The sequence below is a fragment of the Streptomyces sp. NBC_00091 genome, assembly GCF_026343185.1.
Taxonomy (GTDB): Bacteria; Actinomycetota; Actinomycetes; order Streptomycetales; family Streptomycetaceae; genus Streptomyces.
In genome coordinates, this window is sequence record NZ_JAPEMA010000001.1 from 524,553 (window position 1) to 536,403 (window position 11,851).

At 73.3% G+C, this 11,851-nt stretch carries 10 protein-coding genes; 2 read left to right on the forward strand and 8 right to left on the reverse strand.

Going from position 1 to position 11,851, the window contains the following annotated elements; genetic code table 11:
- Positions 1–13: 13 nt before the first annotated feature.
- Complete coding sequence (locus OOK34_RS02240; protein ID WP_267036592.1) at positions 14–2,980, forward strand: BTAD domain-containing putative transcriptional regulator; 2,967 nt, start codon at positions 14–16, stop codon at positions 2,978–2,980.
- Between the two features lie 108 nt (positions 2,981–3,088).
- Here OOK34_RS02240 and OOK34_RS02245 read toward each other — a convergent pair whose 3' ends face one another.
- The gene (locus tag OOK34_RS02245; RefSeq protein ID WP_267032176.1) at positions 3,089–3,286 is read right to left on the reverse strand and encodes a hypothetical protein; all 198 of its coding nucleotides are present in this window, start codon (positions 3,284–3,286) and stop codon (positions 3,089–3,091) included.
- Between the two features lie 137 nt (positions 3,287–3,423).
- On the reverse strand, positions 3,424–4,206 hold the full coding sequence (locus OOK34_RS02250; RefSeq protein WP_267032177.1) for an ABC transporter ATP-binding protein: 783 nt from the start codon (positions 4,204–4,206) through the stop codon (positions 3,424–3,426).
- Positions 4,207–4,400: 194 nt separating this feature from the next.
- Here OOK34_RS02250 and OOK34_RS02255 point away from each other — a divergent pair, with 194 nt between their 5' ends.
- Positions 4,401–6,248: an AfsR/SARP family transcriptional regulator gene (locus tag OOK34_RS02255; RefSeq protein ID WP_267032178.1), complete on the forward strand. Its 1,848-nt coding sequence runs from the start codon at positions 4,401–4,403 to the stop codon at positions 6,246–6,248.
- 76 nt (positions 6,249–6,324) lie between these two features.
- Here OOK34_RS02255 and OOK34_RS02260 read toward each other — a convergent pair whose 3' ends face one another.
- From OOK34_RS02260 to OOK34_RS02285, 6 genes are read right to left on the reverse strand one after another with little or no spacing between them, the layout of a single operon-like run.
- Positions 6,325–6,816 carry a hypothetical protein gene (locus OOK34_RS02260; RefSeq protein ID WP_267032179.1) on the reverse strand — a complete coding sequence of 164 codons (492 nt, stop codon included), beginning with the start codon at positions 6,814–6,816 and terminating at the stop codon, positions 6,325–6,327.
- A gap of 16 nt (positions 6,817–6,832) precedes the next feature.
- Positions 6,833–7,591 (reverse strand): 4'-phosphopantetheinyl transferase superfamily protein, encoded by a 759-nt coding sequence (locus tag OOK34_RS02265; protein ID WP_267032180.1) that lies wholly within the window; start codon positions 7,589–7,591, stop codon positions 6,833–6,835.
- A gap of 14 nt (positions 7,592–7,605) precedes the next feature.
- On the reverse strand, positions 7,606–8,379 hold the full coding sequence (locus OOK34_RS02270) for a thioesterase II family protein (protein ID WP_267032181.1): 774 nt from the start codon (positions 8,377–8,379) through the stop codon (positions 7,606–7,608).
- 49 nt (positions 8,380–8,428) lie between these two features.
- Complete coding sequence (locus OOK34_RS02275) at positions 8,429–9,400, reverse strand: TauD/TfdA family dioxygenase (protein WP_267032182.1); 972 nt, start codon at positions 9,398–9,400, stop codon at positions 8,429–8,431.
- A 5-nt stretch (positions 9,401–9,405) separates the two neighbouring features.
- A complete protein-coding gene (locus tag OOK34_RS02280) occupies positions 9,406–10,779 on the reverse strand; it encodes an MFS transporter (RefSeq protein WP_267032183.1) in 1,374 nt (457 codons plus the stop codon).
- Complete coding sequence (locus tag OOK34_RS02285) at positions 10,776–11,750, reverse strand: ornithine carbamoyltransferase (RefSeq protein WP_267032184.1); 975 nt, start codon at positions 11,748–11,750, stop codon at positions 10,776–10,778. Before OOK34_RS02285 ends, OOK34_RS02280 begins: the two co-directional genes overlap by 4 nt.
- Positions 11,751–11,851 lie beyond the last annotated feature (101 nt).

Consider the following 11,851-nt stretch of genomic DNA (forward strand, 5'->3'; position numbering starts at 1 on the left):
GGGCCCACTCGCCGTGAGGGTCGAAGACGAGACAATCAACATCGGGGGCCCCCGCCAGAGAACCATCCTGGCCATGTTGCTGCTGTCTCCGAACCGGGCGGTTTCGGTCGACAGTCTCATCGAGGCGGTATGGCCCTCGGGCCCTCCCGCGACGGCCCGCAACCAGATCGCGATCTGCGTCGCGGGTCTGCGCAAGGTCTTCAACGACAAGGCCGGCGGCGGCGAGCTGATCACGACCTCGCACCCCGGTTACGTCCTCAACGGCCTCGAACACCACATCGACACCATCGAATTCGACGCACGGGTCGGCGAAGCCCGCGAACTGGCCCGCTCGGGACAGACCGCGGCGGCCTGCGGGCTGATCACCGAAGCGCTCGCGCTCTGGCGCGGCCCCGCCCTGGACGGGCTTTCCGGCGACCGCATCGAAGCCGAGGCCGCGCAGCTGGAATCCGTACGTCTGAACCTCCGCGAGGAATACGCGGAACTGCAGCTGAAACTCGGCCGCCACCACACCGTCATCCCCACGCTGACGACCCTGGTCAAGGAGCACCCCCTACGGGAACAGGCCCGGGCTCACCTGATCCTGGCCCACTACCGCTCGGGCCGGCGGGCCGATGCGCTGGCCGTCTTCCGCGAGGGCCGCGACCTGATGGCCGAGGAACTCGGCATCGAACCGGGCCCCGCGCTCCAGTCCCTGCACAACCTGGTCCTCAAGGACTCGCCCACCCTCGTACTGCCCGCGCACAATCCGGCGCCCGCCCCCCACACCCGCGCGCCCGCCCAACTGCCGGTCCAGTCCGCCTCCTTCACCGGACGCACCGAGGCGCTGCGCCGGCTCGACGGGATGCTGGACGAGCGGTACGGCCAGTCCCCGCTGATAGTGGCCGCCATCAGCGGGGTCAGCGGCGTGGGCAAGACGGCCCTCGCCGTGCGCTGGGCGAACCAGGTGGCGGGCCGGTTCCCGGACGGGCAGCTCTTCACCGACCTGCGCGGCTACCACGAGAAGGACGAACCGGTCACCACCAACGCGGTGCTGGACCAGTTCCTGCGCTCCCTCGGGGTGCCGGCGACGCAGATACCGGCCGACCTCGACGAGCGGGCCGGGCTCTACCGCAGCATGCTGGGCGGCAAACGCATGCTGATCGTGCTGGACAACGTACGGGACGTCGAACAGATCCGGCCGCTGCTCCCGGGGAGCGGCCGCTGCTGCGTACTGATCACCAGCCGGGACCCCATGGTCGGGCTGCTCGGCGACTTCGCGCTGCTCCAGGTGCCCCTGCACGTCATGTCGCCCGAGGAGGCCCGCAACCTGCTGGCCGAGATCGCCGGCAGCACACGGGTCGAGTCGAACCCGCAGGCCACCGCCGACCTGGCCGCACTGTGCGACCGGCTGCCGCTGGCGCTGCGCATCGCGGGCGCCCGGCTCGCCGCCAAGCCCTACTGGACGGTCCGCGACCTGGCCATGCGCCTGCGCGACCAGCGGCGGCGGCTGGACGAGCTCAGCCTGGGCGACCTCGGCGTCCGGGCCGGCTTCCGGCTCAGCTACCGGGACCTCTCCCCCTCGGCCCGCCGGCTCTACCGGCGCATCGGCCTCCTGACCGTCCCCGACTTCGCCGCCTGGGCGGCGGCCTCGCTCATCGACACCGACTGCACCGAGGCCGAGTCCCTGCTCGAGGAGCTGCTCGACGCGCAGCTGCTGTCCGTCTCCTCGACGCACAGCGGTCCGGTGGTGCGCTACCGCTGCCAGGACCTGCTGCGGGTGTTCGCCTGGGAATGCGCGCAGGCCGAGGAGAGCGAAGAGGAGCAGGGCGGCGCCCTGGAACGGCTGTACGCCGCCTACCTCCAGATCGCGGACGTCGCGCGGCGGCGCCGCTACGGCGGGAGCCACCACCAGGGCTACGGCGCCCCGCTCGCCACGCCCCAGCCCGCGCACCTGATCGACCTCCTGGTCGAGGACCCGATGGCCTGGTTCGAGTCGGAGCGCACCGCCCTCACCGACCTCATCACCCAGGCGGCCGCCGCCGGCCGCAGCTCCTACGCGTGGGGGCTGACCGTCAACGCCACCACGCTCTTCGAGGCGAAGAACCACCTGGAGGACTGGCACACCAGCGCCATGGCCTCCCTCGCCGCGGCGCAGCGCACCGGCGACCGGCGCGGCGAGGCGACGATGCTGCGTTCCCTCGGCACCCGCGCCATCTACCAGCGCCGTTACGACGAGGCCGAGTCCTGGCTCCAGCCCGCGCTGGACCTGTTCGAGCAGGAGGACGACCCGCAGGGCCTGGCGGTGGTCCAGCGCAACCTGGCGCTGTGCCGGCGGTTCGTCGGCGACCTCCCCCAGGCGCAGGACCTGACGCGGCGCTCGCTCGAGGCGTTCCGCCTGGCCGGGGACCTGGCCGGGGAGTCGCACGCCCTGGGCCTGCTCGCCCAGATCGAGCTGGAGAACGGGAACATCGACTCCGGCATCGCCCTGAGCACGCAGGCCATCGCGAAGAGCAGCGAGGCCGGCAGCCGGCGCGGCGAGGCGCAGAACACCTACCGGCTCGCGGAGGCCAAGTTGCGCCAGGGGGACCACCTCGGCGCGGAGCAGGCCTGTTTCGCGGTGCTGGCGCTCCTGGACTCCGAGGGCGACCGGCTCGGTGAAGGCCACGCCCTGCGCGGAATCGGCGAGGCCCGCTGGCGCAGGGGCGACACCGAGGAGGCCGTCACCGTGCTCCGCAAGGCCATGTCCGCGGCGAAGGACGTCAACGACCGGTACCTGCACGCCCGGGCCCTGACCGATTTCGGCTGCGCGCAGTTGCTTCTGGGCCTGCCCGAGTCGCTGGAACGGCTGCGCGAGGCGCAGGCGGTCTTCATCGAACTGGGCGCCTCCGTCTGGGGGAAACGATCCACCCATCTGGTCGCGGCGGCGGAACGGGCCTTCGGGTCCGAGCCACCCGATCCGCCCTCACCGGTGGAGCTGGCACAACTGGTGGATTCCTGAGCGGCGGCGACGCGGCACGCGAGAGGCCCCGGCCCCTGGACGCGATGTCCAGGGGGCCGGGGCCTCTCGCGTCGGGCCGGCGGCAGGGAACCGCCGGCCCGGGTCCGGTCAGGTCCAGGGGACCTCGTCCAGCTCGACGACCACGGTCAGGGAGCCCTTGGGGGCCGGGGCGGTCCACGGGACCTCCGGGGCGGGCGCAGCCGACGTGCTGACCGCCGCGGAGGCCGACACACCGCCCATGAGGGTCAGTGCGAAGGCCGCGATGGTGGTGGCGGCGACAGTGGTGAACGCGGTGTGGCTGCGCATGGTTTCTTCTTCTCCCCCTTGGTCGCCCGGTCTTCCACCGGGCCGCTGAGAAAGAAGTTACGGAGCCGCTCTATTGACTCGATATCACTCGGGTTTCGAGGTGCGCCGCAGCGCTTCTCGAGTGGCCGTCGAGCGGCTCAGGACCAGGCTCCCAGCTTGGTCATGCGCTCCGCGACCGCCTCCGCGGACGGCTGGTCCAGGTGTCCGGCGAGGGAGCCGTCGGCGAGGAAGAGCACCCGGTCCGCGTAGGAGGCGGCGCCCGGGTCGTGGGTGACCATGACGACGGTCTGCCCCGCCTCGTCCACGCACTCGCGCAGCAGCGAGAGGATCTCGCGGGCGGTGACGGTGTCGAGGGCTCCGGTGGGCTCGTCGCCGAAGATGACGTCGGGACGGGTCACCAGGGCCCGCGCGATCGCGACGCGCTGCTGCTGGCCGCCGGAGAGCTCGCCGGGGCGGTGCCCGGCCCGGCCGTCGAGACCCACCCGTGCCAGGACCTCCTTCAGCCAGCCCTCCTCGATCCGCTCGCCCGCCAGCCGCAGCGGAAGTTCGACGTTCTGGCGGACCGTCAGGGACGGCACCAGGTTGAACGACTGGAAGACGAAGCCGATCCGCTTGCGGCGCAGCTTCGTCAGCGCCGTCTCGCCGAGCCGGGTCAGATCGGCCCCGCCGACCTCGGTCGTGCCGGAAGTGGGGCGGTCGAGGCCGGCCGCGCAGTGCATGAAGGTGGACTTGCCGGAGCCCGACGGGCCCATCACCGCGGTGAAGGTGCCCCGCGGAATCGCGGCCGAGACCCCGTCGAGCGCTCGGACTTCGGTACCGCCCTTCCCGTACACCTTGGTGACGTTGACAAGATTGAGTGCGGGAGTCCGGTCACGGTCGGTGCCGCGCGAGGTCGTCGCGCCGCTCGTCTCGGTCCTCATCTGGGGTAAGTCCTCTCGGCCGTGGGCTGTTCACTCCCAGCCTGCACGAGGTTTCTCTCTTGCTTCTATGCGTCGGGGTGGGGAAGTCCGTCGGGTGCGTGAACCCCTGCGAAATCGAAGCGAAATCCAGCCAAAAGCCGCCCTGCCTACCTTCTGGACCGTGCTCACTGCACAGTGTCCGAACGGGGTGAGGCATGGACTTCCGAATTCTCGGCCCAGTGGAGGCCAGGCGGGGTGAGACCCGTATCCCACTCTCCGGGTCGAAGGTGCACACCGTACTGGCCGCGCTGCTGCTGGCCAGGGGCCGGGTCGTCTCCGACACCCGGCTCAGCTCCCTCCTCTGGGGATGGGACCCGCCGGCGACCGCCGGCGCCCAGATCTACACCTACATGTCCCGGCTGCGGAAGCGGCTCGGCGACGAGGTGGAGATCATCCGCCGCCAGCCCGGCTACCTGCTGGTCTCCCACGGCAGCCGGATCGACCTGCTGGAGTTCGAGGAGCTCGAGCGGCGCGGCCGCGAAGCGCTCAGGGCGCGTGCCCACGAGGAGTCGGCCGAGCTGCTCGGCCGGGCCCTCGGCCTGTGGCACGGGCCCGCGCTCAGCAATGCCACCAGCCACTTGCGCGACATCGAGCTGCCGCAGTTGCAGGAGGTCCGCTCACTGGCCCTGGAGGCCCGGATCGAGGCCGACCTGGCGCTCGGCCGCCACGAGCGCATCCTGGCCGAACTGACGGGCCTGGTCACCCAGTTCCCGCTGCGCGAGCAGCTGCGGGCCCAGCTGATGACCGCCCTGTACCGCTGCGGGCGGCAGGCCGACGCCATGCACGTCTACCACGACGGCCGGGCCGTACTGGCGGACCAGCTCGGGGTCGACCCCGGCGTCGCCCTGAACACCACCTACCAGGCCGTGCTGACCGGGAGCCTGGTCCTGGACTCGGCGGGCCCGGCCCGCGGGCAGGCCGCGGCCGCCGATCCGGTGCCGACGATGCTGCCGCCCGACGTGGAGGACTTCACCGGGCGCGCGGACGAACTGGCCGTGCTGGACGCCGTACTCGCACCGAGCGGCGGCTCCGGCTGGCGTCCCCGGCGCTGCCTGGTGACCGGTATGGCCGGGGTGGGCAAGACGGCCCTCGCCGTCCACGCCGCGCACCGCGGGGCCCGGCACTATCCCGACGGGCAGCTGTACGCGGACCTGTCGGAGCCCGACGGCACCCCGCGCGACCCCTGCACCGTGCTGGTGCGGCTGCTGCGGTCGCTGGGCGAGCCGCGCATCGAGGCGCCCGGGGTGCAGGACGACCTCGAGGAGCTGATCCGGCTCTACCGGGAGCGCACCGCCGACAAGCAGCTGCTCATCGTGCTGGACGGGGCCGTGGGCGACCTCCAGCTGCGGCCGCTGCTGCCGAGCACGGTGAAGTCGGCCGTCCTCATCACCTGCCGGACCCGGCTGACCCAGGTGGCCGGGGCGCAGACCATGGCGCTCGCGCCGCTGGACGACGCGGAGTCGCTGGAGCTGCTCGCCTCGGCGGCGGGCGGCTCCCGGGTGGCGTCGGAGCCGGACGCCGCGGACGACCTGGTGGCGTACTGCGCGGGTCTGCCGCTCGCGCTGCGGATCACCGGTACCCGGCTCGCGGCCCGCCCGCACTGGCCGACGGCCCGGCTCGCGGCCCGGCTGGCCGCCCCGGCCGAGCGGCTCGCGGAGCTGCGCTTCGGCGACCTGAGCGTGCGCGAGGCGTTGCAGCGCTCGCTGAGGTCGCTCCCGGCGGCCGGGATGCGGACCCTGCGGGGCCTGGCCCGGCTGCGTACCGGGAACTGGACGGCGCAGGAGCTGGCGGGCGTCCTCGGGACGGTCGAGCTGGAGGCCGAGTACGGGCTCGAACAGCTCGTGGACGCCGCGCTCATGGACATCGCCGGGGTCGATCCGCAGGGCCGGCCGATCTACCACTGCCACGAGCTGGTGCTGCTGTTCGCCCGGACGCTGGAGGTGCGGGCGCGGACGGCGATCCCCACGCAGCGCGGCGCGCTGTCGAAGACGGCCGTGTCGTGAAACCGCTCTCGGGGCGTCGTCCGCCCGCCGTCCCGCCGTCGGCCGGCCGGACGGCGCCCCGGGGCGTTCCGTGGCTTCACCAGGCGCCGCGGGGGCGGCGGAGGACCGGGGTGTGGCGGTCCACGGCCGGGACCAGCAGGGTGCGTACGACCGTCCACACGTCGGACACCACCCGCTCGCGCGGGGGCCGCTGCGGGCCTGTGAGGGCCGCCGTGGTGATCTCCCACACGGAGGCGACGGCGGCCGCGGCCCAGGCGTCGCAGCCGGGGCGGGCCGGGCGGGCGACGGCGCGGCCCCCGTCCAGCCGGCCGGCCAGCTCGGCCGCCTCGCGGCGACGGGCCTCGGCCACGGCGCCGGAGTGCGGATTCCGCAGGAGCTCCGCGGAGCGCGGGTGCTCGTACACGTGGCGCACCCAGGCGGAGGTCCGCATCCGCTCGCGGGCTTCCCAGTCGTACGTGGAGCCGGGGTCGGCGGCGGCCACCACGGCGGCGAGCTCGCTCAGGTACTCGTGCCACTCCTGCGCGGGGGTGGCGAGGTCCGGCAGGGTGAAGGTCATCTCTACGGTCATGGTGGGTCTCCTCGTCTCAGCGGACGTCTGCGTGGATGTGGGTGCCCGACGGGGCCGGTCCGTGCGGCCGGGCCACGGCCACCGCGTAGCGGTCGCCGATGTCCAGGTCCTCGACCGACCACCGGGTGGCGCGGCCCTCGTACTCGTGGTCGATCAGTACCGGCCCCGGTGTCCGCGGGTGGGTTTCCAGGCGGTTCAGTTCGGTGCCGACGAGGCCCAGGCCCACGGCCTTGAGCACCGCCTCCTTGCGGGTCCAGCAGCGCAGGAAGAGCCGGTCGCGCCGGGGGCCGGGCGCCGCGTCCAGGAGGACTTCGCGTTCGGCGGGGGTCAGGGCCATCTGGGCCAGGTGGTCGTCGGAGACGTTGCCGACGGTGCGCAGTGCCTCGATGTCGATCCCGACGGCGGTGTCCGCGCGCAGGGCGAGGACGCCGCGGGACGCGGTACGGGAGATGCTGACGGCGATGGGCAGGTCGGGCCGCTCCAGCCGGGGCGGCCCGTGGTGCGGGTCGGCGCAGCCGGGGCAGGCGGCGCGGCCGAGGGTGATCTCGTGGGCGGGGATGCCGAGGAGGGAGCCGAGGGCGCGTCGGGCCCCGGCGCGGGTGGCGGCGTAGCCCGCGGCGTCGGCCGCTTTGCGGTAGCGCCGCAGCCGGGCGCGTTCGGTGGGCCCGAGCAGGGCGAGGTCGGCGGGGCTGGTGCGTTCGGGCAGGTCCCACCACCACACGTGGGTACGGCCGAGCAGCCGTGTTGCGGCGTTCGCGAGGGCGAGTTCGGTCACGTGGGGGCTCCTTTTCAGGCCGGCAGCAGAACGGCTTGGACCAGACGGAGCAGGGCCTTGCGGTGCCGTTCGAGGTAGAAGTGGTCGCCGGGGTAGACCCGGTGGTTGAAGCCTCCGGTGGTCAGGCGGGACCACTGGAGGGCGTCCTCGACGGGGACGAGGGGGTCGGCGTCCCCGACGAGTGCGGTGATCGGAGCCCTCACCGGGTCGAGTTCGGCGAGGGTGGGCCGGTAGCGCGCGCTGAGCCGGTAGTCGGCGCGCAGCGACGGCAGGAGCAGGGCGGCGAGTTCGGGGTCGTCGAGCAGTTCGGTGTGGGGTGCTCCGAGCCGCTGGATCTCGGCGACCAGGGCCGGGTCGTCGTACGAGTCGACGTCCACGGGCTCGCTGATGTGCGGTGCCGGGGCCCCCGAGACGAAGATGCGCTCGGGGCTGCCGGCGTGTTCGCGTTCCAGCCTGCGGGCGACCTCGTAGGCGACGTCGGCTCCCAGGCTGTGTCCGAAGAAGGCGTACGGCAGGTCGAGCAGCGGGCGGAGGGCTTCGGCGATCCGGTCCGCGAGCTCGTCCATGTGCTCGACGGGTGGCTCGCGGAAGCGGTCCTGGCGGGCCGGCAGCCGGGCGGCGAGCACCTCGATCCCGCTGGGCAGCCCGTCGCTCCAGTCGCGGTAGAGGCTGGCGGCGCCGCCCGCGTGGGGGAAGCAGACCAGCCTCACCCGTGGGGCGACGGTGCGGGCCTGGCGACGGAACCAGCGCGCGGTGTCGGCTGTGAGGGTGGGGGCGGGGAGGGCCATCGGGTCTCCGGTGTGCGTCTGGTGTGCGGGCGGGCTCGGCTGCGGCCGGTCAGTCGGTCATGGCGACGAGGATCCGGCGCGGCCCGGTGAAGGGGCGGCGGCCGTGGCCGACCAGGACGTTGTCGATGAGCAGCAGGTCGCCGGTGTTCCAGTCGACGTCGACGGCGGTCTCCAGGCCCCGGTCGCGGACCTGGAGGACGTAGGAGTCGGGGATGGGGCTGCCGTCGGCGAAGGTGACGTGCTGCGGGAGTTCCTCCGGCGGCAGGAGCTGGGCGAGCGCGCCGGCGGCCTCGTCGCCGAGGGAGGCGGGGTGCCACTGGTCGGCCTGGTTGAACCAGACCTCGGCGCCGGTGACGGGGTGGCGGACGGTGGCCGGGCGGAGCAGGCTGACGCGCAGGCCGCCGTCGGCGCGCCAGTCCCAGTCGGCGCCGGTGCCGCGCAGGTACTCCTCTACGACGGCGCGGTCCTGGGTCTCGAAGGTGTCCTGCCAGCTCTTGCCGAGGCCCATGCCGTCGTGGAGGTTCTGGGTGTAGCGCACGCCGGGGGCGAAGGCCTCGCGGACCTCGGGGTCGAGGGCGGCCAGCCAGGCCTCGCCGTCGACCACGGGGGTGGCGCCGCCGGTCTCGGCGGCCTGCTGGCAGAAGAAGGCCAGGCGGGTCGGCCAGCTTTCGGCGTACGAGAGCTCGTTGTGCATGGAGATGGTGAACTGCTGGGGGTACTCGGTCGAGGTGTAGAGGTTGTCGCCGACCTTGGTGCGCGGGGAGTTGCCGTGGACGTAGGCGAGGCGGTTGCGCAGGATCAGGTCGAGGGCCTGGTCGACGGTGTCCGCGGTCAGTCCGAAGCCGCGGAAGACGAGCGCCTTGTGGGCGAGGAGCAGCCGGTCGACGTTCTCGGTGTCGGCGAGGTAGGACAGCAGGCCCTCGGGGGTGGCTTCGGTGCCGGTGTCGGCGGAGGTCACTTCCAGGAGGGGGGTGTGGTCCGTGTCGGCGGCGGGGGAGATCGCGGTGGTCACGTCGGTCACTTCTTTCACTTCTGGGTGGAAAGGGGCTGGGTCTGGGTCTCGGGGTCGTGCTCGTGGCCGGTGGCCGGGCCGGCCGTGGCCTCGACGGCGGGCGCCCGGGGGGCGTCGACCTCGGGGCCGCCGGGCGGGGGCGGGAAGCCGGGGATCTCGGCGTTCGGCAGCAGCAGGGACAGCAGGGCGAGGAGGCCGAGGCCCGCGCCCACGCCGAAGATGGTGTGGGTGCTGCCGAAGTGGTCGAGGGCGAAGCCGCCGGCGACCATGCCGAAGGAGGAGGCGCCGGTGGCGATCAGGCCCATCGCGGCGCCGACCCGGCCCTGGAGCCGGTCGGGGGTGACGGTGACCTGGTAGATCCCGCCGGCGACGTTGGTGATGCTGCCGATCATGGCGGCGGCCAGGAAGATCAGGCCGAGCAGGAGCGGGTTGCTGGTGAGGCCGACGAGCGGGACGATCAGGGCCCAGCCGACGGTGCCGCCGATGAGCAGTCCGCGCAGGCTGACGCGGCGGATCCACCAGGAGCCGGTCAGGGCGCCGAACATGCCCCCGAGGCCGCTGACCGCGGTGACCACGCCGACGACGCCGGCGGAGCCCCCGCCCTCCTTGATGATGACGATCAGGGCGAGCGAGACCACCTGGAAGAGCAGGTTGGTGCCGCTGATCAGCAGCATGCCGTTGCGCAGGAAGCGCTGCCGCCAGGTCCAGGCCAGGCCTTCCTTCACCTCCTCGGTGATGTTGCCGGGCTGCTCGGTGCGCTCCTCCTGGAACTTCTTGCGGATGAGGAGCAGCGAGCACAGGGACACCGCGTGCGCGACGGTGGCGAAGAGGAAGGGCGCGGAGCGGCTGACGGCGTACAGGACGCTGCCGCCGGGCTGGCCGAGGAATCCGGCGGCCTGGGTGCGGGCCTCGTTGCCGGACATGGCCTGCGGGAGCTGCCCGGCCGGTACGACGTGGCGTACGGCGGCCCGTTCGGCGAGCCGGTAGAAGATCGCCAGGCTGCCCTGGACGAACGCGGCGGCCATCAGCAGCCAGATCCACAGGTGTCCGGTGAGGACGGCGGCGGCCACGGCGGCGGTGGCCGCCAGGCAGCCGAGGTCGCACAGGATCATCAGCCGGCGCCGGTCGAAGCGGTCGACGACCGCGCCGGCGTGCAGCTGGACCAGGAGGTTGGGCAGCAGGGCGGCGAAGCCGACCAGGCCGGCCGAACTGGCCGATCCGGTGGTCCAGATGACGAGCAGCGGGTAGGCGATTCCGCTGACGCGGGCGCCGAGGGCGGTGGCGCCGGCGCTGACCCACAGCAGGATGAAGTCGCGGTTGCGGCGCAGGGACACGGGGCGGGCCTGCTCGGGCTCGCCGGGTCTCACGGTGGCGGGGGCGGTGGTCATGACCGCACCGCCCCACCGGTCGCGTCGGCGACGGCGCCGTGGCGGATCCACTCGAGGACGGCCATCGCGCTGTGCATCTTGTTCTCGGCCTGGTCGAAGGCGATGCTGGCCGGTCCGTCGAGGACCTCGGCGACGACCTCCTCGCCCCGGTGGGCGGGCAGGTCGTGCATGAAGACGGCCTTCGGGGCGTGGGTCCAGAGGGCGGGGGTCACCTGGAAGGGGGCGAAGCGCTCGCGCCAGTCGGCATCGGGTTTGGTGGTGCCGGTGGTCTGCCAGCGGGTGGTGTACACCACGTCGACGTCCACGGGCAGGCCGTCCATGTGGTGGGCCTCGTTGACGGTGGAGCCGTGGCGGGCCGCCTGGGCCTTGGCCCGTTCGAGGATCCGCGGGTCGACTCCGTAGCCGGCCGGGGTGCGCAGTTCGAGCGCGGTGCCGGGGAAGCGGCTGAGGGCCAGGGCCAGGGCGGCGGCGGAGTTGTTGCCCTCGCCGACGTACAGGACGCCGAGGCCTTCGACGCGGCCGAAGGTCAGCTGGAGGGTGGTCAGGTCGGTGAGCCCCTGCGTGGGGTGCTCGGCGGCGCTCATCGCGTTGACGACGGGCAGCCGGCCGCCGCCGGTCAGGCCGAGGAGCTCCTCGTCGGTGCCGGCCGTGCGGGCGACGAGCACGTCGAGCATGCGGGCCATGACCCGGCCGGTGTCCTCGACGGTCTCGCCGGTGTTGACCTGGAGGTCGTCGGGTCCGTACGTGACGATCTGCGCGCCGAGCCGCAGGGCTCCGGCGGAGAAGGCGCTGCGGGTGCGGGTGGAGGTCTTCTTGAAGTAGATGCCGGCCACCCAGCCGGCGAGGGGGCGCTCGGTGGCCGCGCGTCCGGCGGCGAAGTGCGCGCCGCGGGTGACGATGGAGCGCAGGTCCTCGTCGGTGAGGTCGTCGATGGAGAGCAGCCGGCGGGTGGCTGTGGGTGCGGTGGTCATGGGATGCCGTCCTTCGCTTCGGGAGGCGGGTCGGGAGGGGGCGGTGGGGTCGGGCGGCCCCGGTGGGGGGCCGGCCCCGGTGGGGGGCCGGCCCGGACCGG